This window comes from Streptomyces sp. NPDC091682 (assembly GCF_044756625.1).
GTDB lineage: Bacteria > Actinomycetota > Actinomycetes > Streptomycetales > Streptomycetaceae > Streptomyces.
Window position 1 is genome coordinate 812615 of record NZ_JBIVTH010000001.1, and the last position, 24097, is coordinate 836711.

Annotated in this window: 25 protein-coding genes; 13 read left to right on the top strand and 12 right to left on the bottom strand. The window is 73.0% G+C overall.

Going from position 1 to position 24097, the window contains the following annotated elements; genetic code table 11:
• Positions 1-53 precede the first annotated feature (53 nt).
• Entirely contained in the window at positions 54-1316 is a 1263-nt protein-coding gene (locus tag ACIQK6_RS03955; protein ID WP_329105223.1) for an MFS transporter, read from the top strand.
• Here the strand turns inward: ACIQK6_RS03955 and ACIQK6_RS03960 are convergent.
• The 5 genes from ACIQK6_RS03960 to ACIQK6_RS03980 all read right to left on the bottom strand — a co-directional run bounded on the left by ACIQK6_RS03960 (position 1252) and on the right by ACIQK6_RS03980 (position 6560).
• Positions 1252-1851 carry a transglutaminase family protein gene (locus ACIQK6_RS03960; protein ID WP_329105221.1) on the bottom strand — a complete coding sequence of 200 codons (600 nt, stop codon included), beginning with the start codon at positions 1849-1851 and terminating at the stop codon, positions 1252-1254. The two genes, ACIQK6_RS03955 and ACIQK6_RS03960, sit on opposite strands and share 65 nt — an antisense overlap.
• Before the next feature lie 84 nt (positions 1852-1935).
• The gene (locus ACIQK6_RS03965) at positions 1936-3030 is read right to left on the bottom strand and encodes a threonine aldolase family protein (RefSeq protein WP_402694239.1); all 1095 of its coding nucleotides are present in this window, start codon (positions 3028-3030) and stop codon (positions 1936-1938) included.
• Positions 3009-3770, bottom strand: a complete 762-nt coding sequence (locus ACIQK6_RS03970) for an SDR family NAD(P)-dependent oxidoreductase (protein ID WP_030713586.1) — start codon at positions 3768-3770, stop codon at positions 3009-3011. Before ACIQK6_RS03970 ends, ACIQK6_RS03965 begins: the two co-directional genes overlap by 22 nt.
• A 26-nt stretch (positions 3771-3796) precedes the next feature.
• Complete coding sequence (locus tag ACIQK6_RS03975; RefSeq protein ID WP_402694240.1) at positions 3797-5203, bottom strand: DUF6421 family protein; 1407 nt, start codon at positions 5201-5203, stop codon at positions 3797-3799.
• Positions 5204-5438: 235 nt separating this feature from the next.
• Positions 5439-6560: an LLM class flavin-dependent oxidoreductase gene (locus ACIQK6_RS03980; protein ID WP_402694241.1), complete on the bottom strand. Its 1122-nt coding sequence runs from the start codon at positions 6558-6560 to the stop codon at positions 5439-5441.
• Between the two features lie 49 nt (positions 6561-6609).
• Here ACIQK6_RS03980 and ACIQK6_RS03985 point away from each other — a divergent pair, with 49 nt between their 5' ends.
• Together ACIQK6_RS03985 and ACIQK6_RS03990 are read left to right on the top strand one after the other, a co-directional pair.
• Entirely contained in the window at positions 6610-7236 is a 627-nt protein-coding gene (locus tag ACIQK6_RS03985) for a PadR family transcriptional regulator (RefSeq protein ID WP_402694242.1), read from the top strand.
• Positions 7237-7428: 192 nt separating this feature from the next.
• Entirely contained in the window at positions 7429-8121 is a 693-nt protein-coding gene (locus ACIQK6_RS03990) for a glycerophosphodiester phosphodiesterase family protein (RefSeq protein ID WP_329105209.1), read from the top strand.
• Positions 8122-8154: 33 nt separating this feature from the next.
• On the opposite strand, the gene ACIQK6_RS03995 is transcribed toward ACIQK6_RS03990, so the two are convergent.
• Positions 8155-8694: a GNAT family N-acetyltransferase gene (locus ACIQK6_RS03995; protein WP_329105207.1), complete on the bottom strand. Its 540-nt coding sequence runs from the start codon at positions 8692-8694 to the stop codon at positions 8155-8157.
• Positions 8695-8824: 130 nt separating this feature from the next.
• Between ACIQK6_RS03995 and ACIQK6_RS04000 the strand changes: the two genes are divergently transcribed.
• From ACIQK6_RS04000 to ACIQK6_RS04015, 4 genes are all read left to right on the top strand, one after another.
• Positions 8825-9376 carry a DUF5134 domain-containing protein gene (locus ACIQK6_RS04000; protein WP_402694243.1) on the top strand — a complete coding sequence of 184 codons (552 nt, stop codon included), beginning with the start codon at positions 8825-8827 and terminating at the stop codon, positions 9374-9376.
• A gap of 82 nt (positions 9377-9458) precedes the next feature.
• Positions 9459-10397 (top strand): M56 family metallopeptidase, encoded by a 939-nt coding sequence (locus ACIQK6_RS04005; protein WP_402694244.1) that lies wholly within the window; start codon positions 9459-9461, stop codon positions 10395-10397.
• Between the two features lie 187 nt (positions 10398-10584).
• A complete protein-coding gene (locus tag ACIQK6_RS04010; protein ID WP_329105201.1) occupies positions 10585-11244 on the top strand; it encodes a phosphatase PAP2 family protein in 660 nt (219 codons plus the stop codon).
• A 102-nt stretch (positions 11245-11346) separates the two neighbouring features.
• Entirely contained in the window at positions 11347-12003 is a 657-nt protein-coding gene (locus tag ACIQK6_RS04015; protein ID WP_329105199.1) for a helix-turn-helix domain-containing protein, read from the top strand.
• A gap of 2 nt (positions 12004-12005) precedes the next feature.
• Here ACIQK6_RS04015 and ACIQK6_RS04020 read toward each other — a convergent pair whose 3' ends face one another.
• Entirely contained in the window at positions 12006-13490 is a 1485-nt protein-coding gene (locus ACIQK6_RS04020; RefSeq protein WP_402694245.1) for an LVIVD repeat-containing protein, read from the bottom strand.
• Positions 13491-13572: 82 nt separating this feature from the next.
• On the opposite strand from ACIQK6_RS04020, the gene ACIQK6_RS04025 reads away from it, so the two are divergent.
• The 3 genes from ACIQK6_RS04025 to ACIQK6_RS04035 all read left to right on the top strand — a co-directional run bounded on the left by ACIQK6_RS04025 (position 13573) and on the right by ACIQK6_RS04035 (position 16562).
• The gene (locus tag ACIQK6_RS04025; RefSeq protein ID WP_329108164.1) at positions 13573-14280 is read left to right on the top strand and encodes a DUF305 domain-containing protein; all 708 of its coding nucleotides are present in this window, start codon (positions 13573-13575) and stop codon (positions 14278-14280) included.
• Between the two features lie 52 nt (positions 14281-14332).
• Entirely contained in the window at positions 14333-15697 is a 1365-nt protein-coding gene (locus ACIQK6_RS04030) for an FAD-dependent oxidoreductase (RefSeq protein ID WP_329105195.1), read from the top strand.
• 262 nt (positions 15698-15959) lie between these two features.
• Positions 15960-16562, top strand: coding sequence for a SpaA isopeptide-forming pilin-related protein (locus tag ACIQK6_RS04035; protein WP_329105193.1), 603 nt, complete (start codon positions 15960-15962; stop codon positions 16560-16562).
• 26 nt (positions 16563-16588) lie between these two features.
• Here the strand turns inward: ACIQK6_RS04035 and ACIQK6_RS04040 are convergent, their stop codons facing one another.
• From ACIQK6_RS04040 to ACIQK6_RS04055, 4 genes are all read right to left on the bottom strand, one after another.
• Positions 16589-16912 carry a hypothetical protein gene (locus ACIQK6_RS04040; protein ID WP_402694246.1) on the bottom strand — a complete coding sequence of 108 codons (324 nt, stop codon included), beginning with the start codon at positions 16910-16912 and terminating at the stop codon, positions 16589-16591.
• An 8-nt stretch (positions 16913-16920) separates the two neighbouring features.
• A complete protein-coding gene (locus ACIQK6_RS04045; protein ID WP_329105189.1) occupies positions 16921-17268 on the bottom strand; it encodes a helix-turn-helix transcriptional regulator in 348 nt (115 codons plus the stop codon).
• A gap of 145 nt (positions 17269-17413) precedes the next feature.
• Positions 17414-18514, bottom strand: a complete 1101-nt coding sequence (locus ACIQK6_RS04050; RefSeq protein WP_402694247.1) for an NADH:flavin oxidoreductase/NADH oxidase — start codon at positions 18512-18514, stop codon at positions 17414-17416.
• Positions 18515-18590: 76 nt separating this feature from the next.
• A complete protein-coding gene (locus ACIQK6_RS04055) occupies positions 18591-19913 on the bottom strand; it encodes a wax ester/triacylglycerol synthase family O-acyltransferase (RefSeq protein WP_329105185.1) in 1323 nt (440 codons plus the stop codon).
• Between the two features lie 222 nt (positions 19914-20135).
• Here ACIQK6_RS04055 and ACIQK6_RS04060 point away from each other — a divergent pair, with 222 nt between their 5' ends.
• The 3 genes from ACIQK6_RS04060 (at position 20136) to ACIQK6_RS04070 (ending at position 22936) form a co-directional block, all read left to right on the top strand.
• Complete coding sequence (locus tag ACIQK6_RS04060) at positions 20136-21227, top strand: exo-alpha-sialidase (protein ID WP_329105183.1); 1092 nt, start codon at positions 20136-20138, stop codon at positions 21225-21227.
• An 11-nt stretch (positions 21228-21238) separates the two neighbouring features.
• Positions 21239-21925, top strand: coding sequence for a uracil-DNA glycosylase (locus ACIQK6_RS04065; RefSeq protein ID WP_030012774.1), 687 nt, complete (start codon positions 21239-21241; stop codon positions 21923-21925).
• A gap of 96 nt (positions 21926-22021) precedes the next feature.
• Positions 22022-22936, top strand: a complete 915-nt coding sequence (locus tag ACIQK6_RS04070; protein WP_329105180.1) for a hypothetical protein — start codon at positions 22022-22024, stop codon at positions 22934-22936.
• 85 nt (positions 22937-23021) lie between these two features.
• Here ACIQK6_RS04070 and ACIQK6_RS04075 read toward each other — a convergent pair whose 3' ends face one another.
• Entirely contained in the window at positions 23022-24086 is a 1065-nt protein-coding gene (locus tag ACIQK6_RS04075; protein WP_402694248.1) for a lactonase family protein, read from the bottom strand.
• Positions 24087-24097 lie beyond the last annotated feature (11 nt).

A 24097-nucleotide genomic window follows, 5' to 3' on the forward strand; every position in this document is an offset into this window, starting at 1 on the left:
TGACGTAACGTCTTGCGCGTCTATGGCGTTACAGCATACCGGGGAGGGACCCCATGGGCGGATTCGGGCGGTACCTGGCGGCGGCACTGGCCGCACGCATCGCCTCGGAGGGCATGGGCATGGCCGTGGTGCTGCTGGCCCTGGAGCGCACCGGGAGCGCGGCGCACGGGGCGTTCGTCCTGACCGCCTGGCTGGCCCCGCACGTCCTGGCGGCCCCGCTCGCGGGCGCTGCGGCGGCCCGGACCCGCCGGCCGCGCCTGTTCCACGCCGGCGCCCTGGCCGGGTTCGCGACGGCCGTCGCGGCGCTGACCGTCCTTCTCGGTCGGGCCCCCGCCCCGCTGGTACTGGTCGTGGCGGTGCTGGGCGGCTCCTGCGGGCCGATGGTGACGGGCGGACTGTCCAGCCTGATCACCGGTCTGGTGCCGGCAGGGCCCGGGCGGGACCGGGCGTACGGCTGGGACGCCGCGACCTACAACGCGGCGGCCGTCACCGCGCCGGCGGCGGTCGGCCTGGTCGCGGCGCTGGGCTCGGCCGGGCCCGCCATGGCCGTCCTGGCGGCGTCCGGAGCCGTGGCGGCCGCGCTGGCGGCCACCCTCCCGTACGAGGACCAGGGCGCGGGCCGGACTCCCGGCGCGCCCCGGGCCGGACTGGGAGCGGGGCTCGCGGCCCTGTGGCGGGTCCGCGAGCTGCGGGCGGTCACCTCGGCGACGACCCTGGGCTTCGTGGGCATCGGCTCGCTCACCACCGTCTCGGTGCTGCTGGCCACCGAGCTCGGCAGCCCGGGCGGCGGGGGCGTACTGATGACGGCCTTCGCGGTGGGCGCGCTGGGCGGCTCGCTCACGCTGGGCCGGATGACGTCCGTGGAGCCCGGCCGGCTGGTGCGGTGGGCGCTGGCCGGCACCGGTGCGGCCCTCGCGGCGGCCGCGTTCGCCCCGTCGGTGGCCGTGACGGCCGCGCTGTTCGCGCTCGCCGGGGTGTGTGACGGGCCGCTGCTCACGGCCACGCTGCGGATCCGTGCGCAGTACGCGCCGGACGGGGTGCGGACCCAGGTGTTCACCCTGGGTGCGGGACTGAAGGTGACGGCGGCGTCGACCGGGGCGGCCCTGGTGGGGATCGTGGCCGACGCGCCCGCGGCGGCGCTGCTGACCGGGATCGCCGGACTGCTGCTCGCAGCGGCGCTGTTGCACGTCCTGGTGGTGGCGGCGCGGGACGGGCGCCCCCGGCGGCCCGGACGGCCCGCTCGCACCGGGGCTACAGGGCCGTCGGCAGGTTCCGCCAAGACTGCGGCCGGTCCGCGGACTCCTGAAGGGCCTTGAGAACGGCCGGGTGCGGGACGGCGTGGAGTTCGGGGTAGTCGATCTCGCCGAGTTCCGGACGCACGGGGAAGGCCAGTCGTTCCCGGTCGAGGTCGAACCGGGCGTCCACGCCGGGCTTGTTGCCGCGCGGATCGAGGCGGGACCAGCGGGTGCTGCCGGGCAGCCGCAGGGCGATCAGGCCGTGCACGACGGGGTTCGCACCGTCGTCGTCGGCGAGGCGCTGGTAGCACAGGGCTCCCGGGACGCCCCGGGCGCGCAGCAGGGCGACGAGGGCATGGGATTTGGCGTAGCAGATGCCACCCGGTGCGGCGAGGACGTCGGACGCGCGCCAGGTGACGCGCGGGTCGCCGGAGTCGCCCGCGTGCGGGATGGCGTCGCGGACGAACTCGAAGGCGGCCCTGGCGTATGAGTATGCGTCGCCGCCGGTGAGCCAAAGGGCGTCGGCGGTTTCCTGGACGATCGGATTCCAGTGGTCGATCGCCTCGTCGGACACCAAGTAGGCCTGGATGTCCGGGTCCTGTTGGATCAGCTGCATGGCCGGAGCATAGGCAAACCCCCGACCGCAAACCAATGGATTTACGGTCGAGGGCATGTCTATGCACTTCTCGCGGTGCGTCGACTAGCGCGCCAGCTCTTCCTTCAGTGCCTGGAGGAAGCCGTCCACGTCCTCTTCCTGGGTGTCGAAGCCGCACATCCAGCGGACGTCGCCCGCGGCCTCGTCCCAGAAGTAGAAGCGGTAGCGCTTCTGCAGCCGCCGGGAGACCTCGTGGGGCAGCCGCGCGAACACCGCGTTCGCCTGCACCGGGTAGAGGATCTCCACGCCGTCCGTCTCGCGCACGCCGGCGGCGAGCCGCTGCGCCATCGCGTTGGCGTGCCGGGCGTTGCGCAGCCACAGGTCCTTGGCGAGCAGGGCCTCCAGCTGCACCGACACGAAGCGCATCTTGGACGCGAGCTGCATCGACATCTTGCGGATGTGCTTCATCTGCCGGACCGCGTCCGGGTTGAGCACCACCACGGCCTCGCCGAACATCATGCCGTTCTTGGTGCCGCCGTACGACAGCACGTCCACGCCGACCGCGTTCGTGAAGGCGCGCATCGGCACGTCGAGGGAGGCCGCGGCGTTGGCTATCCGGGCACCGTCGAGGTGGACCTTCATGCCGAGCCCGTGGGCGTGCTCGCAGATCGCCCGGATCTCGTCCGGGGTGTAGACCGTGCCCAGCTCGGTGTTCTGGGTGATCGACACGACCTGCGGCATCGCCCGGTGCTCGTCCTCGAAGCCCCAGGCCTCCTGGTCGATCAGTTCGGGGGTGAGCTTGCCGTCCGGGGTCGGTACGGCGAGCAGTTTGAGGCCCGCCATCCGCTCCGGCGCGCCGCCCTCGTCCACGTTGATGTGGGCGCTCTTGGCGCAGATCACCGCACCCCAGCGGTCCGTCATCGCCTGGAGGGCGGTGACGTTCGCGCCGGTGCCGTTGAAGACCGGGAACGCTTCCGCGTACGGCCCGAAGTGGCTGCGGATGACCTTCTGCAGGTGTTCGGTGTAGTCGTCCTCGCCGTAGGCGACCTGGTGGCCGCCGTTGGCGAGCGCGACGGCGGCCAGGACCTCCGGATGCACGCCCGCGTAGTTGTCGCTCGCGAACCCGCGCACCGCCGGGTCGTGGTGGCGCCGGGCGTCGGTCTTCCCTGCCTCGGTTGTCACGGTTGCGGAGTGAGCCACAGACGCTGTCCGTTCACATCGATGGCGGGCCGCTCCCAGACGCCGGCGATGGCCTCGGCCAGTTCCGTCACGTCGGTGAAGCCCGCGAACTTCGCAGTGGGACGCTCGGCGCGCATCGCCTCGTGCACCAGTGCCTTGATGACCAGGATCGCAGCTGCCGCTCCGGGACCCTCGTCACCCCCCGCCTTACGGAAGGAGTCCGCCATGGCCAGGGTCCACGCCTCGGCCGCCGCCTTGCCCGCGTTGTACGCGGCGTTGTTGGCGACCGGCTTGTGCGCCCCGGACTGGCTGATCAGCACGTAGCGCCCGCGGTCGCTGCGCAGCAGCCCGTCGTGGAAGGCCAGCGAGGTGTGCTGGACCGTGCGGATGAGGAGCTTCTCCAGGAAGGTCCAGTCCGCGAGGTCCGTATCGGTGAAGGTCTTGCTGCCGCGCCAGCCGCCGACGAGGTGCACCAGGCCGTCGATCCGGCCGAACTCCTTCTCGGTCTGCTCGGCCCAGGCCTTGGTGGCGTCCAGGTCGAGCAGGTCCACGGTGTCACCGGTGATGGTGGCGCCACCGTGGGCGTAGCGCGCTGCGTCCACGGCCTCCGCGAGCCGCGCCGGATCGGCGTCGGACGCGATGACCACCGCACCCGCCTCGGCGAGGCGGAGCAGGGTGGCGCGGCCGGCGGGCCCACCGGCCCCGGCCACCGCCACCACCGCTCCGTGCAGCTTTCCGTTGCCGTTCCCGGAGCCGTTCATCTGTGCAGCCTCCTGTGGGCGAGTGCTCACGCGGCGACTCGCTCGGCCTGCTCCGCGTTCCGGGCGGTGATGCCCTTGGTCGCTGCGATCGTGCCCTTGAGCTTCTTGGCGAGCGCCTCAAAGAACATGCTGAGCGGAAACTCGTCCGGAAGCACGTCGTCCACGAGCTTGCGCGGCGGCTGCGTCATGTCCAGGGCGTCGGGGCCCTTGGCCCACTTGGAACCCGGGTGCGGGGCGAGGTAGGTGGAGACCAGCTCGTAGGCCTTGAACCAGTGGACGAGCTTCGGGCGGTCGATGCCGGCCCGGTAGAGGTCCTCGATCTCGGCGCACAGCTGGTTGGTGACCTGCGGGGCGCGCATCCAGTCGATCTTCAGCTTGTTGTCCGTCCAGCGCACGACGTCGTGCTTGTGGAGGTACGCGAAGAGCAGCTGGCCACCGAGGCCGTCGTAGTTGCGGTTGCGGTCGCCGGAGACCGGGAAGCGGAACATCCGGTCGAAGAGGACGGCGTACTGCACGTCACGGCCGTGCTCGTTGCCCTCGGACTCCAGCTTCACGGCCTCCTTGAAGGCGGTGAGGTCGCAGCGCAGCTCTTCCAGGCCGTACATCCAGAACGGCTGGCGCTGCTTGATCATGAAGGGGTCGAACGGCAGGTCGCCGTGGCTGTGGGTGCGGTCGTGGACCATGTCCCACAGGACGAAGGCCTTCTCGCAGCGCTCCTGGTCCTCGACCATGCGGGCGATGTCCTCGGGCAGGTCGATGCCCAGGATGTCGACGGCGGCCTCGGTCACCTTGCGGTAGCGGGCGGCCTCGCGGTCGCAGAAGATGCCGCCCCAGGTGAAGCGCTCGGGGGCCTCGCGCACGGCGATGGTCTCCGGGAAGAGCACCGCGGAGTGGGTGTCGTAGCCCGGCGTGAAGTCCTCGAAGGTGATGCCGAGGAAGAGCGGGTTGTCGTACCGGGTGCGCTCCAGCTCGGCGAGCCACTCGGGCCACACCATCTTGAGCACGACGGCTTCCAGGTTGCGGTCCAGGTTGCCGTTCTGGGTGTACATGGGGAAGACGACGAGGTGCTGGAGCCCGTCGGCGCGCTCGGCGGCCGGGTGGAAGGCCAGCAGGGAGTCGAGGAAGTCCGGGACCTTGAAGTCGTCCGCGGCCCACTTGCGCAGGTCGGCGACGAGGGCCCGGTGGTACGCGGCCCCGTGCGGGAGCAGCGGCGACAGCGTCTCGACCGCCGTGATCACGCGTTCCAGCGCGGCCAGGACGGTGGCACGGCCGTGCGCACCCTCGACCTCGAAGTCGATGGAGCCGTCCTTGGCCTGCCAGGGCCGGATCTCCTCCACGGCGGCCTTGAGCTCGGGCCACGCGGGGTGGTCGACCACCCGCGCTCCGGCGGTTATCACGGCGCCGCCGGTACCGGGCACAAGAGTTTCCGTCATGTCACTTCCTCCACAGGAGAACCTCACGTATGGGCAGAGTATGCGCGCGAGGCTCTCCCCCTCAAGAGGGAACTCGGGAAATTGTCCTGCGTCACCCCCCATTTCACCGGAAGTCTTCCCGTTCGTTGGTGCGGAACCGACCACTCCGCCCAATTGCGCCAAGGCCCCCGCGGCCTGAAGCCGCCTGTCGGCCGGGCCGGGCCGGAGGGGGCCCGACCGGCCACAGAGGTGCAGATCACATACCTCGGAAGCGCGGAATGACCTTTTCGCCCCATTGCTTCAAGGTCTCCAGGCAGGCCTCCTGCTCCACCGTGCCCATCTGGATCAGGCACATGACCTCGTCGGCGCCCGCCTCGCGCAGCCGCTCCACGTACGCGACGGCGTCGTCGGCGGTCCCGTACGCGTGGTCGGCGTTGAAGGTGGCCGTCGAGGTCGGCCGGACCGGGATGTCCAGCTCGTGCAGCCGGGCCACCACCTGCTCGGCCGCCCTGCGCAGCTCCGCGGCCTCGTCCGCGCCCGCCACGACGGCCTCGTCCGGGACGCCGGCCCCGCCGTACCAGTGGCCGATGGACTGGGCGAAGAACCGCTGCCCGCGGGTGCCGATCCGGCGCGCTTCCTCCCAGTCATCGAGCACGATGGTCGGGCACAGCACGGAGAAGTGGTCGTTGACCACGCTGGACACGAACCGGCTGCCGTCCCGCCCGGCGATCGCCGCGTCGTAGACGGAGCGCATCTGCGCGATGGAATCGGGGCCGGCGAAGCCCATCACCAGCGCCCCGATCCCCAGCTCGGCCGCCTGGACCAGGGTCTCGCCCCGGCTGCAGGCCAGGAACAGCGGCGGGTGCGGGGTCTGCCGCGGCCTCGGCAGGATCGGGTGCGGGTCGATGTCGATCAGCTCGCCGTGGTACTCCAGCTCCTCCTCCTGCCAGGCGCTGCCGATGATCCGCAGGGCCTCCTCGACCTCGGCCGTGGTGCGGTCCCGGTCCACCCCGCACAGAGAGGTCTCCTGTGCGGTGCCGCCGCGCCCGGCCCCGAGGTCGAGGCGCCCTCCCGAGAGCAGGTCGAGCATGGCGGCCCGCTCCGCGACCCGCACCGGGTGGTTGAAGTTGAAGGGCATGCACACGACGCCGTGACCGATGCGTATGGTGCTGGTCTTGGCGGCGACCCAGCTGAGGAAGATCTCCGGGGCGCTCATGTGTGCGTACCACTTGAGCGAGTGGTGCTCGACCGCCCAGATCCGGTCGAATCCCATACGTTCGGCCAGCACGGCCTGCTCGACGCAGTCGCGGATGACCTGGTGCTCCCGCTCCACCGTCGGGTCGGCAAGCTGGGCCTCGAAGATGACGGAGAATTTCACGGTGCCTCCAGGATTGGATCGCGTACCCGGTCTTACTTCGATTCGAAATATGACTAGTAGTCATGAGTCGAAGAAGCAAGAGCTGCCGCCGACCGCGTGGGCCGTTCTGGGTCTGCTCTCCTTCCCCGGCGAGCGGACCGGGTACGAGCTGAAGAAGTGGGCGGACTCCTCCCTGCACTTCTTCTACTGGTCACCGGCGATCAGCCAGATCTACGCGGAGCTGCGTCGTCTGGAGGAACTGGGCTACGCGGCCTCCGTGTGCTCGGGACCCGAGGAGGCGCGGGCCAAGCGGCGCTACGCCATCACCGACGCGGGGCGGGGCGCACTTGCCGGCTGGGCCGCCGACACCGGCGAGGCCGGGCCCCCCGTGCTCAAGCACGGACTGCTCCTGCGGATCTGGCTCGGCCACCTGGCCGAGCCGGAGCGGCTGCGCGCGATGGTCGGCGAGCACCTGGAGCGCACCCGGGGTGAACTGGCCGCCGTACGGGAGGCCATGGAGCACGCGGGCCGCGTACCGGAATGGACCTTCCCGGCCCTTGCCCTGCGCTGGAGCGAACGGCAGCACCTGGCCGAACTGGAGCTCGCCGAGGCCCTGCTCACCGACCTGGACGGGCTCGCCGGGGCCCGCGCGGAGCCGGGCCGTCAAGCCGACGGGGACGCGCCCACGCCCGGGTGACGCGACAGGCCGCCCCACCCGTCCCGGTGGGGTGCACAACCCTGGCGGGAAGCGGCCGGGACGCTCCTCGGGGGCCGTGCACGCCCGGTCCCTTCGCACCCGCGGCGCACTAGCATGCGACCTCATCGCGCGCGGCCGGTCGGGACACCTGGAGCCGCGCGGGGAGCCGCCGTCGACGGAAGCGAGAGAACCTTGACTTTCCTCACCATCGGTCACCGCGGGGTCATGGGTGTCGAACCGGAGAACACCCTGCGGTCGTACCTCCGAGCAGAACGCTGCGGCATGGACGTCATCGCTCTGGACCTGCGCCTGAGCAAGGACGGAGCCCTCGTCGCCGTACACGACCGCGAGGTGGACCGGACCACGGACGGCTCGGGGGCCGTCGCCGATCTGACCCTGGCCGAACTGCGCGGGCTGGACGCCGGTCAGGGCGAGCACGTACCGGTCCTGGAGGAGGTCCTGGACGCGGTCCGGGTGCCGCTCCAGGTCTTCGTCGCCGACCTGGCCACCGTCCCGGTGCTCGCCGAGCTGATCCTGCGCCGCGACCTGACCTCCCGGGTGGAGGTGGCCTCCGACCGGGAGGCGGTGCTCGCCGAAACGGCCCGACGGGTGCCGGGCGTACGGACCGTCCTGTACGCGGACTCCCCCGGCAGCGGAGCCGCGTCCGTCGTGGACCGGGCGCTGGCCGTGAGCGCCGGGGCGATCGCCGTGTACATCCACCGGCTCAGCCTGGACACGGTGGAGTCGGCACACGCGGCGGGCCTGCGCGTGACGGGCCGGGCGGTCGACACCCTGGACCTACTGCGGCTCGCGCGGGCGCTCGGACTGGACGGCGCGGCCACGGACTTCCCGGAGATCCGCAGCACCGGCCGCTTCACCGCCTGAGGGCGTCCGGGGCCGGGGCGGGGTGGCCCGCGCTCAGAGCGACTTGACCAGCAACTCGAAGGCGAGGTCGTCACGGAGCGGGACGCCGAAGCGCTCGTCGCCGTAGGGGAAGGGGCTCATCTCGCCGGTGCGCCGGTAGCCGCGGCGCACGTAGTAGGCGATGAGCTCCTCCCGTACGTGCACCACCGTCATCCGCATCTCCTTGGCGCCCCACGTCTCGCGGGCGCGGCGCTCGGCCTCGGTCAGGATCTCCTTGCCGAGGCCCGCGCCCTGGAGGCCGGGGCGGACCGCGAACATCCCGAAGTAGACGTGGTCGTCCCGGTGTTCGAGCTGGCAGCAGGCGACGAGCTCGCCCGCGCGCTCGACGACGAGCAGGACCCCGTCCGGGGCGGCGATGACGGCGCGGACCCCGTCCGGGTCGGTGCGCTGCCCGTCCAAGTAGTCGGCCTCGGTGGTCCAGCCGGCCCGGCTCGCGTCGCCGCGGTAGGCGGACTCGACGAGTTCCACCAGCTCCGGTACGTCCGCCTGAACGGCGCTTCGGAAGCTCAGGGCGGCGTGCTGGGCGGTCGACATCGGGTGCTCCGTTCGGTGCGGCGGCATATGACATGCCTGGAAGGCAAGGAGAGCCTAACCCGGAGCCGCGTGAGGGTGGTGTGAGAAGGGCATCTCTCCCCGTGACGCCGACGAACCGGGAGGTTCCGCCGTGCACGGTTCCGCCACTTCCCTCACCGCCTTCTCCTCCTCCTGGCTGCTGGTGCTGCTGTGCGCCGTGAGCGGTGCGTACTGCCTGCGGTGGGCGCGGGGGGCGGGCGGTGCCGCCGGGGAGGCGGTGATGGGGTTCGGGATGGCCCTGATGGCCGTGCCCCTCGGCGGCCGCGGCGACGGGTGGCGGGCGCCCGTGCTGGGCGTGGTCTTCTGCGGCGCGGCCCTGCACGCCCTGTGGCTGCTGCGGGGCGGACCGCACCACGCGCACCACCTGGTGGGCTCGCTGACGATGGTCTACATGGCCCTGCTGGCCGGATCCGGGCCGGTGCACGGGCAGGAGCACTCCCAGGCGGCCGGGCCGCCCCTGCTGACGGGCGCGCTGCTCCTCTACTACGCCGGGTACGTGGTGCTCGGCGGAACCCGGCTGATCGCCGCCGGCGACGTCGGGTCGGCGCGGGCGACCGCCGACCGGGGCGGACCCGCGGAACTCGTCCGCGCCTGCCGACTCGCCATGGGAATGGGGATGTTGGCCATGCTGCTCACGATGTGACGGCGAAGGGCGGACGTGTCCTGCGTCACCAATGGCGCGAGGACGTACCCGCAGGTAGCCCCTCGCTCATAGGCTGGCGACCATGATGGTCCCCGCCGTTCTCCTGTTGCTCGGCGCCCTGACCGCGGTGCTCGCCCCCCGTCTGCTCGCCCGGGCCCGATGGCCCGAGCGCGAGCCGGTCGTCGCCCTGTGGGTGTGGCAGTGCGTGGTCGGCGCCGTGCTCCTGTGCTTCGGACTGTCGATGCTGCTGAGCGCGGCGGCCGCCTGGCAGCAGGTCCGGGGCCGCCTGTTCGCCTCCGCCCCGCACGGGGTGGTCGACGCCTACGCCCTCGGCGCGGCCGGCGGGCCCTGGGCCACCGTCACCGCGCTCGCGCTGGCGGGCGGCGGGCTGTGGACCGGGGCGACGCTGACCGGTGAGGTGCTGCGGGCGCGGGCCCGGCGGCGTGCGCAGGGCAGCGAACTGCTGGTACGGGCCCCGCTGCTGCCCGGGGAGGACCCGACGGGCGCGCGACTCGTCGTCCTGGAGGGTCCCCGGCCGGACGCCTGGTGGCTCCCGGGAGCGGCCCCGCAGCTGGTGGTCACGACGGCAGCGCTGGGCCGGCTGAAGGGCAGCCAGCTGGACGCGGTGCTGGCGCACGAGCAGGGCCACGCGGCGGCCCGGCACGACTGGCTGCTGAACTGTTCGCGGGCGCTGGCCCGGGCCTTCCCCCAGGTTCCAGTCTTCGCGGCGTTCGAGGCGGAGATGCACCGACTGGTGGAGATGGCCGCCGACGACGTGGCCTCCCGGCGGTTCGGCCGGCTGACGATCGCGCTCGCGCTGGTCGGACTCAACGAGGACCGGGGGGTGTTCGCGGCGTCCTCGCCCGAACACGCGCACGTTCCGCAGCGGGTGCGCAGGCTGCTGTCGGCGACTCCCCGGCTCTCCCCCGGCCGCCGGCTGCGGCTGACGGCGCTGGCCACGCTGGTCCCGGCGATCCCGCTGCTGGTGGCCTTCATACCGGGGCTGAGCGCCCTGGCGTGAGCCGTCCGCCGCGGGGATCCTGCCCCCTGGGCGCGGACGCCCCGCGGACGCCCCGCGGACGCCCCCGCCCGCCGTCCCTACGGTCGGCATCTCGAAGGCACGGACGGGTGCGCAGCCGACCCGTCGCCCCGGCGCGGCCCCGTACCGGCCGGGGCCGCCGGTCGGGCGGCGGTGCGAGGATCTCGGTATGCGGAACGATCACTTTCGGTGGATGGGCATCGGCTGCGCCCTGCTCGGAGCGGTCCTGACGGCACTGGTGGTTGCGCAGTGGCGGCCGCTGCTCGCCCACGACGAGCGGGTCGCCCGGGATCTCCACGCCCACGCCGTCACCCACCCCGGGGTCACGCACCTGATGCAGGTGCTCAGCGACTGGGTGTGGGACCCCTGGACCATGCGGGCGCTGGCGGCGGTCGCCTGCACGCTGTTGTGGTGGCGGGGCGATCGGGAGCGGGCGCTGCGGGTGGCCCTGGTGACGCTGGCGGCCTCGGCGCTGCAGCAGGGACTGAAGGCGCTGGTGGGACGGGAGCGTCCGGTGTGGCCGGATCCGGTGGACTCGGCGCAGTACGCGGCTTACCCGTCCGGCCACGCCATGACGGCGACGGTGGTGTGCGGGCTGCTCCTGTGGCTGCTCCCCCGCCCGGCCGGGGGCCGGGGGCGGATCGCCCGGGTGGTCGCCGCATGGGCGGTGGCCGTGGTCTCGGTGCTCGGGGTCGGTTTCACCCGCGTGTACCTCGGGGTGCACTGGCCGTCGGACGTGCTGGCGGGCTGGCTCCTGGGAGTGGCCCTGGTGGCTCTCGCGACGTCCGTGCCCGTCCGCGAACGCGGCTGCGACCCGGTGGAGCAGTGAGGGTACGGCGTGCCTGCCCTGGATGATCCCCCGTGTCACCCAGAGCAGGCGACCCCGTGCGCTGAGTATATTGGCCAGGAGCCAGTCAACGCAGGAGTAAGCATGTCCCCGCGCAGCGCATCGGTCAATGAAGAATTGCGCAGACGTTCCCGGGAGCGGCTGCTGCAGTCCACGGTCGAACTCGTGGCCGAGCACGGCTACGAGGCCACGACGCTCGGCGACATCGCCGACCGGGCGGGCACGGCACGCGGCCTGGTCTCGTACTACTTCCCGGGCAAACGGCAGTTGCTGCAGTCCGCGGTGCACCGGCTGATGCACCTCACGCTACACGCCGCGCTCGAGCGGGAGCCCCGCAGCGAGTGCGGGCGCGAGCGGCTCGCGCGTGCCGTCGACGCGGTCCTGGGGCTCGCCCGGGACGAACCCCTGCTGATGCGCACGCACATGGCGGGCATCCTCACGGCCGAGGGCTTCGTGCAGTGCCCCGAGCAGCAACGGCTGGCGGAGCTGCTGCGGGACACCGTCGCCCGGTACGGCTCGGCGGACCCGGACGCGGACTATCCGCTGCTGCGGGCCCAGCTGATGGGCGCGGTGGTGGCGGTCCTGCTGCCCGGCGCCCCGATGCCGGCGCAGCGGCTGCGGGCGGAGCTGTTCCAGCGCTACGGGCTGGACTGGGAGCTCGGCGTTCCGCCGGACGGCGGGCCGCCCGGCGGAACGCTTCCCTCACCCCCTTCGCACCCTTCGCACCCGCCGCACTCCTGAGGTCAGTGGTACTCGGGCTGGGTCTGCACGTTGAGCCGGTCCATCCGCACCCGCTTGGCGCTCTCGGTGCGCCGGTCGTCGAGCCGCAGCACGTCGAGGCCCTTGACGATGTCGTTCGAGTAGATGTGCCCGTTGTAGTAGTAGGCCGACCAGGACCCGCCGAGTCCGAGCTGGTCCGTCGTCAGCGGTCCGCGCTCGAAGTAGGCGATCTCCCTGGGCCGGGCGGAGTCGGTGAACTCCCATACGGAGACGCCGCCCTGGTACCAAGCCTGCACCATGATGTCGCGGCCGCCGCCGACCGGGACCAGCGAGCCGTTGTGGGCCGCGCAGTTCTCGGTGTCGGCCTGGTGGCGCGGGATCTTGAAGTAGCCGCGGAAGGAGAGTTTGCGCTGGTCCCCGCGGCCGGTGATGTCGTAGATCCCGTCGGCGCCCCGGTTCGGACCGGTGGCCTCGTTGCAGGTGGCACCGCCACCGCCGCCGAGTTCGTCGGTGAACACCACCTTGTTCGCGCGCTCGTTGAAGGTCGCCGAGTGCCAGAACGCGAAGTTCACGTTGTCCTGGACCCGGTCGATGACCCGCGGCTGCTCGGGCTTGCTGATGTCGAAGAGGATGCCGTCACCCATGCAGGCGCCGGCGGCCAGGTTCTTCGACGGCAGCACGGTGATGTCGTGGCAGCCGGTGGTCTTGGAGACACCGGGGTTGGTGGGCGCGCCCGGGTTGCCGCCGTCGGGGAAGAGGATCGGGAAGGCGACGACCGCGGCCTGGGTCGGCGCCTTCTTCGGGACCTTCACGACCGAGATGCCGTCGTGCGGCGGCTTGCAGTCGGGGAAGGCCTCGTTCGGGGAGTACGAGGCGACGTAGAGGTAGAGGTCGCGGTCGCCCGGCACCAGGGTGTGGGTGTGCGAACCGCAGGCGGTCTCGACGGACTTGATGTACCTGGGGTTCTTCTTGTCCTTGATGTCGAAGATCTTGATGCCCTCCCACGAGGACTTCTCCGTGGCGGGCTGCGAGACGCTGTTGCAGGAGTCGTCGCTGCGCGAGGAGTCGGTGGAGAGGAAGAGCAGGTCGCCGTGGACGGAGACGTCGTTCTGACCGCCGGGGCAGAGCACCTGGGTGACGGTCTTCGGTGCCTTCGGGTTCGCGATGTCGTAGATGGTGAAGCCGCTGTAGCTGCCCGCGTAGGCGTACCTGCCTTGGAAGGCCAGGTCGGTGTTGATCCCCGTGGGGTCGCTGCTGGGGATGTTGGCCAAGGGCTTGACGTTGGCGCTGTGCACGATCTCGTCCTGGCCGGGGATGTCGCCCGGGGCGAGCGCCCCACTCCCGGTGAGGCCGGCGCCGTGCTGGTGCGCACTGCCGGGCGCTAAGTCGCCCGGGTCGGGGGTGGCGGCCGCCGGTCCGGCCGCCAGGAGCGTGGCGAGGAGTCCGGCGGCGGCAACGGCCACCCCCACCCTCCTGTTCCGCACCCGCCTGCTGTGTAGCGAGGTCACTGTGCCCTCCCTTGAGAGCCCGATCGGTTCCGCCCGTAGGGGAGCGGAACCCGGACCCCGGAAGTATCTTCCCTTCATGGACATGGCAAAAGACCTCAGGGGTCGCCGTCGGGCCTTACCGGCGCCGCCCGTCCGGTTCACCGCGGTGGTGGCGGCCGCCGCCGGCCTCCTGCTGACGCTCTCCGGCTGCCAGGGGGACCGGGGACCGGACCGGGCCGACGACGGACGGGCCGCGGTCGTCGCACCGGGCAGGCCGGGCGAGGCGGCCCGCCGCCTCACCCCCGAAGAAGCCGCTAGGGCCAAGCCCGACGACAGCCCGAACGCCGCCGACCACACCTACGTCTCCCACATGATCGAACACCACCGGCAGGCGCTGACGATGAGCGCGCTGGCACCGGAGCGGGCCGCGGCGGACGCGGTCAAACGGCTGGCGGAGCGGATCACGGCCGCCCAGAAGCCCGAAATCGGCGCGATGGAGAAGTGGTTGGCCCGCCACCCCGCCACGACCACGCCCGCAGCACCGGCCACGCCCGCGGCACCGGCGGCCGGCCACGACCACGGCGCGATGCCGGGCATGGCGACCGAGCAGCAGCTGGCGGAACTGACCGCGGCCAGGGGGACCGACTTCGACCGGCTCTTCCTGAAGCTGATGACCGCCCACCACGAGGGCGCCGTGAAGATGGCCGGCGAGGCGCTGGCGGGCGGGAACAACGTGGCGGTGGAGGAGATGGCCACCGAGGTGGTGGCCACGCAGAGCGCCGAGATCCACCGGATGCGCGCGATGGGCTGACTCCGCGGGGGGCCGGTGTCATGCTGGAACCACTTGCGGGAGGAGCTCCGCCGTGCTTCGTGTCGCCGTCGTCGGATCGGGCCCCAGCGGGGTCTACGCGGCCCAGACGCTGGTGCAACAGCGCGAGGTGCCCGGGGTGCGGGTGGACGTGCTCGACCGGCTCCCCGCCCCCTACGGCCTCGTCCGGTACGGGGTCGCCCCGGACCACGAGAAGATCAAGTCGCTCCAGGGCAGCCTGCGCACCGTGCTGGAGGACAAGCGGATCCGCTTCCTCGGCAACGTCGAGGTCGGCGGGGAGGCGCTGACCACGAGCCGACTGCTGGAGCTGTACCACGCAGTGGTGTACTGCGTGGGCGCGGCCCGCGACCGGATGCTGGGGATCCCCGGCGAGGAGCTGACCGGGGTGCACTCCGCCACTGCCTTCGTGTCCTGGTACAGCGGGCATCCGGACGCCGCCGCCGAGGCCTTCGACCTGCCCGGCGTGAATGCGGCGGTGGTGGTCGGGGCCGGCAACGTCGCGGTGGACGTGACGCGGATCCTGGCCCGGGGCCGGGCCGAGCTCGAGCCGACGGACATGCCGCAGCCGGCGCTCGGCGCGCTGGGGCAGAGCGGGGTGCGCGGGGTGGCGATGGTGGCCCGGCGCGGTCCCTCGCAGGGCAGGTTCACCACCAAGGAACTGCGTGAACTGGGCACGCTGCCGGGCGTGGACAGCTGGGCCGATCCGGCCGAGCTGGCACTCGACCCCGTGTACGCCGACCCGGCGGCGGCCGCCGCCCTGCCGGCGGTGGCGCGGCGGAACCTGGAGGTGCTGCGCGGCTGGGCCGGCGCGGCGCCGGGGGCGGGGCCGCGGCGGATCGCGCTGCGGTTCTACCTGCGCCCGGTGGAGGTCCTGGGCGGGCCGGACGGCCGGGTCACCGGGGTGCGTTTCGAGCGCACCGCCCCGGACGGCCGGGGCGGTGTGACCGGCACGGGCGTCCACGAGGACATCGAGGCGCAGTTGGTGCTGCGCTCGGTGGGGTACCGGGGCGTTCCGCTCGCCGGGCTGCCCTTCGACCCCGCGAAGGGTACGGTCCCGCACGCGGCGGGCCGGGTGCTGCGCGCGGGCCGGGCCTCGGTCGGCGAGTACGTGGCGGGCTGGATCAAGCGCGGCCCAACCGGGGTGATCGGCACCAACCGGCCCTGCGCCAAGGAGACCGTGTCCTCACTGCTCCAGGACGCGGGGGCACTGGCCCGGCGCGACCTCCCCGGGGACCCGCTGGACTCCCTGCGGGCGGCGGGCCTGCGCCCGGTGGAGTGGCCGGGCTGGCTGGCCATCGAGGCGGCCGAGGCCGATCTGGGCCGCTCCCTGGGCCGCCGCTCGGTGAAGATCCCCGACTGGACCGGTCTGCTGGCCGCGGCGGGCGCGGGCCGGCTGTAGGCCGGTTCCCGCGGGGCGCCGCTCCCCGGCCCCGCGCCGGCCGGTGTTCCGTGGCCGCGGGGCGGAATTCCTGCGGCACCCTCGGCCCGGTGTCGCGCGGGGCCGCCGGACGTCGGCCACGCCCCGCCCTCCACGGAGGTGCTTCCGGGTGGTCATCTGGCGGAAACGCCCTCATGCCGCGAGTGTCGCCGTGACCGCCCCCGCGCGCGGGCCGATCATGTCGCGGGAGCGAAGCCCCGGAACAGCACGCGGACGGAGTGTCATGGCACCGAACGATTTCCGCCGGTCATGGGACGGATGGCGGCCCTGGGTGCTCGGCATCGCGACGACGGCGCTGCTGGTGTCGACGCCCTCGTACGCCGCCGCGGCCGGGGCGGGCGCGACGGTCCGGAACCAGCCCGGCATCACGATCTGGGCTCCCGGGGGTGCCGCCAGGTGCCCGTGCCCCACCGTCGACGGCCACCACGGGTGGTGCCCCCTGCCGCACTGCGATGCGGGGCCTCCCGGCTGCGAGGGCCCCGGTGCGCCGCCGACCGGCGAGGTGACGGTGGTCAAGGAGGACGAGTCGACCGGCGACCCACTGTCCGGCGCCGTCTTCCAACTCTGGGAGGAGACCAACGGCATCCCCGGACTCCAGACGACCGGCAGCGACCCGGACACCTCCCTCGGCGACTCCTGCACCACCGCGACCGACGGCACGTGCACCCGCATCGTGCCCGTCGGCGTCTACTACTGGCAGGAGACCCAGGCCCCTCCCGGCTACGACTTGCCCGCGAACCCGGTGTTCGGCCCGCTGGTGCTGACGGAGGAGAACGTCGCCGAAGGCGTGACGGTGACTGCCGAGAACACGCCCACGCCCGTGTGACCGCCGGTGAGGTCGCCCCGGGCGTCTCAGCCGGTCCAGACGGTGTGGGTCATTTCGACCTGCCAGTCGCCGCCGAGTTCTTGGCACAGGGCGGCGAAGGCGGTGTCCGCCCGTCGGCGGAACAGCTGCCACTCCTCCTGCGGCCACGGCGACGGGGCCGGCGGGTAGTCCCAGTCGATCGACGACTGGTACCACCGGCACAGTCGCACCAGTTCGGTCCGGGTCCGCGCACTGATCGGCAGCCGGTCCAACTCGCAGGGGGAGCCGTACGGGCCGTCCATGTCCGGGGCGGCGGGCCACAACGGGGTGTGCGGGACGCCAGCTTCGAAGAAGAACCGCAGACGGGGCACGACGACCGCTAGGCGGTGAGCCGGGCGGACTCGGCCGCGGCCGCCGCGAGGACGCTGTCGAGGAGGCCCGGGAAGAGCGCCTCCAGTTCCTCCCGGCGCAGGGCGTTGAGCTTGGTGGTGCCGCGATAGGCCTGCCGTACGACGCCGCTCTCGCGCAGGACGCGGAAGTGGTGGGTGGTCGTGGACTTGGTGACCGGCAGGTCGAAGTACGAGCAGGCCAGGTCCTCGGTCGAGGCGGCCAGGTCTAGGACGATGGACAGCCGGACCGGGTCGGAGAGCGCGTGCAGCACGCCTTCCAGGCGGATCTCGTCCGCCTCGGGGTGGGCGAGGGTGCGGGAGGTGTCCCGTTCCGTCATGTCCCTGCTCCACTCGCTCGATCGGGTCCGCTCCGGAGGGTGCGGGCCCCCATCGTACGAGAGCTGTCGAAGAAGTCGGGTGTGGCGTGGAAACCGGTGGTACGGCTCCGGGGCCGAAGGTGCGGGAGCCGGAGCCGTACCCGCGTCACCAGGAGCGGTGGTACTGGTCGGGCTTGCGGATCTCCCCGCCCAGCTCCTTGGCCGCGCGCCGGGCCCAGTAGGGGTCGCGGAGCAGCTCCCGGCCCAGCAGGACGGCGTCGGCCTCCCCGTTCGCGAGGATCTTCTCGGCATGCTCCGGTTCCGTGATGAGGCCCACGGCGGCCACGGGGAGCGCGGTCCCGGCCTTGACCCGGGCCGCGAAGGGCACCTGGTAGCCGGGGCCGACGGGGATCTGCGCGTGCGGCGCGAGGCCGCCGGTGGAGACGTCGAGCAGGTCCACTCCGTGCTCCCGCAGCAGATCCGCCAGCCGGACCGTCTCGTCGGCGGTCCAGCCGTCGTCCTCCAGCCAGTCGGTGGCGGAGATCCGGAAGAACAGCGGGAGCTCCTCGGGCCACACCGCCCGTACGGCGTCCACGACTTCGAGGGCGAAGCGGGTGCGGTTCGCGAAGGAGCCGCCGTACTCGTCGGTGCGCCGGTTGCTGTGCGGGGAGAGGAACTCGCCGATGAGGTAGCCGTGGGCGCCGTGGATCTCGACGACCTCGTAGCCGGCGGCCAGCGAGCGCTCGGCGGCGGCCGCGAACTGGCCGGTGATCTCCCGGATCTCCTCGGCCGTCAGCTCGTGCGGTACCGGGTGGTCCGCGGAGAACGGCAGGGGGCTCGGGGCGAGCGGCTGCCAGCCGTGCGCCTCGGGCCCGACCGGCAGCCCGCCCTTCCAGGTCCGGTCGGTGGAGGCCTTGCGGCCGGCGTGGGCGATCTGGATGCCGGGGACGGCGCCCTGGGCCTTGAGGAAGGAGGTGATCCGGCGGAGCGCCTCGACCTGGGTGTCGTTCCAGATGCCGAGGTCGTAGGGGGAGATCCGGCCTTCCGGGGAGACGGCGGTGGCCTCCTGGATGATCAGCCCGGTACCGCCGGTGGCGCGTGCGGCGTAGTGCGCGAAGTGCCAGTCTCCGGCCACGCCCGCGTTCGGGCCGAACGCCTCGGCGCTGTACTGGCACATCGGGGCCATCCACACCCGGTTCGGGATGGTGACGGAGCGGAGCGTGTAGGGCGCGAACAGGGCGGCGAAGGCGGCGGGTGCAGCACTCATCAGGCTCTCCAGATACGACCGGGCATGCCGGGGATCGACTAAGTACGAGGAACACCGTACTACGAATTCCCTCGTACTACGAGACCTCTCGTACAAGCTCGTCGAGTTCTGCGCGCAGCGCCCCGGTCAGGGCCGCCAGATCCGGGACGGCCGCCGCGTCGGCGACCAGTCCGTAGTGGACCGTCCCCTTGTACGTGGAGACCGCGACGGCCAGCGACTGCCCCCGGGCCAGCGGGGCGAGCGGGTACACCTCGCGGACCGGGCTGCCGCCGAGGGTGAAGGTGAAGCTCGGCAGCGGCACGCTGGTGACCAGGATGTCGAAGAGCAGCCGGGCGGCCTGGGCCACGAGCGGACCGCCGAGCCGGTGGCCGAGCGGGTGGACGTGGTCGGCGAGCAGGGCGACGGCCCCGGCGCCGCGGGCGGGTCCGGCGTCCTTGTTGCGGTCCATGGCTGCGCGCACGCTGTCCAGGCGGCGCAGCGGATCGGATTCGGCGAGCGGCAGCCGGAGCAGATAACCGGAGAGCCGGTTCCCGGCACCCCCCGAACCGCCGGGCCCGCGGCGGCGGGACACCGGGATCAGCGCGCGCGGTCCCGCACCCCAGGGCTCGGGATCGCCCCGCTCCGCCAGCCAGCGCCGCAGTGCGCCCGCGACCAGCGCGATCAGCACGTCGTTGACGGTGCCGCCGGCGCCCTTGCGGACGAGGTTGACCTCGTCCAGGTCGAGCGCGAGGCCGGCGACGGCTCGGGCGCCCGAGCCGGTGGAGTCCGTGGTGAGGGCCGCCGGCACCCCGAGCGGCAGCCCGGCGCGGGCCACGGCCGCGCCGATCTCCAGGGCCTGGCCGACGTCCTGGACCCGGGCCGCCAGGGCTCCGGGGAGTCGGCGCAGCACGGAGCCGCCCCGCTGCTCGGGGACCGGGCGCGCGGGTGGCCGCGGGGCCGTCGCCTCGTCGAACAGGGTGGCCGCGAGGGCCAGTGCGCCCATGCCGTCGGCGAGGGCGTGATGGAACTTGAAGAGCACCGCGAAGGAGTCCGGATCGGGCCCGGCCAGCACGTGCGCCTCCCACGGGGGCAGCGCCCGGTCCAGCGGCCGGGCCATCAGCGGTCCGGCGGCGGCGTGCGGGGCGGCTCCGTCGGTACGGACGAGGAACACGTGCCGGGCCGGGTCGAAGCCGGGGTCCGGTGACCAGGCGGCCGCGCCGACCGGCAGCAGCACGTCGCGGATCCGGCGGCGCAGGCGCGGCACGGCCGCGCAGCGGGCGGTGAGCAGGTGCGCGGCCCGCTCCGCGGAGCCGGGCCCGGTGGCGCGGAAGACGGCGAGGGCGCCCAGGTGCATGGGGTGGTCGACGGATTCGATCCGCCAGAAGGCGAGGTCGAGGGGGGACAGGTGCTCGGTGGCCACATATGTCCTCTCGCGTGCGGCGGCAGTGACCTGAAGTCAATCCATTGCGGACACCCACATGCAAGCAACAACCATTTCGGGGCGGTAAATGATCGGTATTGATCTGCTCATCAGCAGCCCCCACCGTCCGCCGGGTCACGGTCACCGGACGGGTGCAGACTGGCTGAAAACATACCTTGCACGTGCGCCCGCCAAGGGCGCCGAGGTCCGGAGGTGCCGGCCATGGCCGACGCAGTGCTGCTCGTGGGAACCCGCAAGGGCCTCTTCATCGGCCGTCGCCGGGGCGGGGCGCCCTGGGAGTTCGACGGTCCCCATTTCAACGCCCAGGCCGTCTACGCGGTCGCCGTCGACCGCCGGGGTCCGGCGCCCCGGCTCCTGGTCGGCGGGGACAGCTCGCACTGGGGGCCGTCGGTCTTCAGTTCCGACGACCTCGGGACGACCTGGCGGGAACCCGCCGCACCCGCCGTGAAGTTCCCCCGGGACACCGGGGCCTCCCTGGAGCGGGTCTGGCAGCTGCAGCCGGCCGGCCCCGAGGCCCCCGGCGTGGTGTACGCGGGGACGGAGCCGGCCGCGCTGTTCCGCTCGACCGACCGGGGCGACTCCTTCGAGCTGGTCCGCCCGCTGTGGGAGCACCCGAGCCGCGGGAAGTGGGTACCGGGCGGCGGCGGTGAGGGCCTGCACACGGTGATCACCGACCCGCGCGACCCGGACGCCGTGACGGTGGCCGTGTCCACCGCCGGGGTGTTCCGCACCCGTGACGGCGGCGCCAGTTGGACACCGTCCAACCAGGGGGTCTCGGCGGTGTTCCTGCCGGACCCGCACCCCGAATTCGGCCAGTGCGTGCACAAGATCGCCCGGGACGCCGGGGACACCGACCGGCTGTACCTGCAGAACCACTGGGGCGTCTACCGGAGCGACGACGCGGGCGGCCGGTGGACCGACATCGGCGGCGGGCTGCCTTCCGACTTCGGCTTCGCGGTCGCGGCCCATCCGCACCGACCCGACACCGCGTACGTCTTCCCGCTCAACGCCGACTCCGACCGGGTCCCGGCCGAGCACCGGTGCCGGGTCTTCCGCACCCGGGACGCGGGCGCCACCTGGGAGCCGCTGGCGCGGGGGCTCCCGGCCGGGGACCACTACGGCACGGTGCTCCGGGACGCCCTGTGCACGGACGACGCGGACCCGGCGGGCATCTACTTCGGCAACCGCAACGGCGAGGTGTACGCCAGCCACGACGACGGCGACAGCTGGCAACTGCTCGCCGAGCACCTGCCCGACGTCCTGTGTGTGCGGGCGGCCGCGTTCGGCCAGTAGAGTGATCCACCGTGGCAGCAAGACCGTTGAACGAGATCGTCGAGCCGGGCTGGGCCCGGGCTCTGGAGCCGGTGGCGGGGCAGATCGCCGCCATGGGCGACTTCCTGCGCGCCGAGATCGCGGCGGGGAGGACGTACGTACCGGCCGGGGCCAATGTGCTGCGCGCCTTCCAACAACCCTTCGACGAGGTCAAGGTACTGATCGTCGGGCAGGATCCCTACCCCACGCCGGGACACGCGGTGGGACTGTCCTTCTCGGTCGCCCCCGACGTACGACCGGTACCGCCGAGCCTCGACAACATCTTCCTGGAGATGCACCGGGACATCGGCACCGGCCGCCCGGCCAACGGCGACCTCACGCCGTGGACCCGGCAGGGCGTCCTGTTGCTCAACAGGTCGCTCACGACGGCGCCCCGGCGCTCCAACGCGCACCAGGGCAAGGGCTGGGAAGCCGTCACCGACCAGGCCATCCGGGCCCTGGCCGCGCGCGGCAAGCCGCTGGTCTCCATCCTCTGGGGACGGGCGGCCCGCAACCTGCGGCCGCTGCTCGGCGAACTGCCCGTCGTGGAGTCCTCGCACCCCTCCCCCAAGTCGGCCGACTACGGCTTCTTCGGCTCCCGGCCGTTCAGCCGGACGAACGAGCTGCTGGTGGGTCAGGGATCACAGCCCGTGGACTGGCGCTTGCCGTCCGTCAGTTGAACGTATCTGATATTCACCGGATAAATACGGACAGATGCCCCGCTAGAAGGCCCTGCCCGAACACCTTGTTCCGATAAGCCAGTAGCATGCGGCGCCATGAGCTCCCCCACTGGGCCCGCAAATGGCCTGCCCGTACGAATGCCGCGACCCCGCCAGACCGGACGGCACCGCCGGCCCGAGCCCGCGGTGGCGCCCGAGGGCGCGCCCGCGCTGGTGCTCGCCGTGCCCGGTGCCCCCTCGGCCGCCTCGCGAGGGCTCGCGGAAGAGATCATCAGCATCGGCCGCTCCGAGCTGCCGGGCCTCGACGCCCGGATCGGCTTCCTCGAAGGTGACGACGACACCGAGTTCCCGTCCCTGTCCGGCGTGCTGACCGCCGTCGCGACCGAGCGCGTCGCGCGCGCGGAGTTCGCCCGCACGGCCGGCCACGAGGTGCCCGCGCCGACCGGCCCGGACGCCGTGGTCGTGCCGCTGCTGGCCGGCCCCGACAGCGATCTGCTCCGCCGGATCCGCCAGGCGCTGATGGACTCCTCGGCCGCCGCCGAGCTGGCCGACGTGCTCGGCCCGCACCCGCTGCTCGCCGAGGGCCTGCACGTGCGGCTCTCCGAGGCGGGCCTGGCCCGCGCCGACCGCGCCCGGCTCTTCACCGTGACCACCGCCGCCGACGGCATCGTCCTGGCCACCACCGGCGGCGAGGAGGCCGTACAGGCCGCCGGGATCACGGGCATGCTGCTCGCCGCCCGGCTCGCCGTGCCCGTCAAGGCCGCCGCGCTGGACCAGGAGGGCTCGGTGGCCGCGGTCGCCGAGCAGCTGCGCCGCGAGGGCTCCACGCTCCTCGCGCTCGCCCCGTACCTGATCGGCCCGGAGGCCGCCGACGGGCTCCTCGACACCGCCTGCAAGGAGGCCGACTGCGCCACCGCGGAGGTGCTCGGCGCCTATGGCGCGCTCGGCAAGCTGGCCGTCGCGCAGTACGCCGCGGCTCTCGGGATCCCCCAGGACGCCGCCGCACACTGACCCGCCCGTACGTAGCGAAGGGCCCCCGACGGCCACGGTCTCCCGTGGCCGTCGGGGGCCCTTTCCCATGCCCCGCGGGCCCGTGTCAGCCCAGGACCACGCAGGTGGCCGCCGGCACGGCCAGCGCGCCGGCCCGGTGTGGCTGCCCGGTCAGCGGGTCCACCTCGAACCAGGTGACGTCCCCCGAGCGCTCGTTGGCGGCGTAGAGCCGGTTCCCCGAGGCGTCAACGGCGAGATCGCGCGGCCACGCGCCGCCGCAGTCCACGGCGCCGGTGAGTCTTGGCTTCCCGGGCCCGTCGGCGAGGGAGAGGGTGACGAGCGCGTCGACCCCGCGGACGGCCGCCCAGACGAACCTGCCGTCGGGCGAGGCGATGATCGCCGAGGGGTAGGCCCGTACGGCCCCTGAGGCACCCTCGGAGGCCACCGGGACCTCACCGACCGGTTCCAGTCGTCCGGACGCCCCGTTCCAGCGGCAGACGGTCACCTGGGGCTTCAGCTCGTGCAGTACGTACGCGAACGTGCCCTCCGGATGGAAGGCGAGGTGACGGGGCCCCGTCCCGGTGCGCAGCGCCGTCTCGGAGTGCACCCGCAGCACGCCGGTGGCCGGGTCCAGCGCGCAGACCCGCACGGAGTCGGTGCCGAGGTCCACGCTGAGCACCCAGCGGCCGGTCGGGTCGGGCAGCACCTGGTGGGCGTGCGCGCCCTCCTGCCGGCCCGTGTCGGGGCCGGAACCCCGGTGCGGCAGGACGTGCGCGGGCCCGCCCGGGCGGCCGTCGGCAGCGAGCGGGAGGCTACTGACACTGCCGGAGGCGTAGTTCGCGGTGAGCAGCCTGCCCCCGACCGTGCTGAGGTGGGTGGGTCCGGAACCACCGACGCGAACCGCCTCGCCGAGGGGGGCGAGGCCCGCCGCGGTGGGCCGGAAGGCGACGACCGCGCCGCGCTCGATCTCGTTCACCGCGTAGAGCACGCCGGTGGCGCGGGAGAGCGCGAGGTACGAGGGGTCCTCGGCGGCGGTGACCGCGAGCGGGGTCAGCGCCCCGGTCTTCGGGTCCACGGCCGCGGTGGTGACACCGCGGCCGCCCGCGGAGGTGAACGAGCCGATGTAGGCCCGGGATTCACCGTTCCGGTCCCTGCTGTCCGCGCCGCCCACGTCAAGCCCCT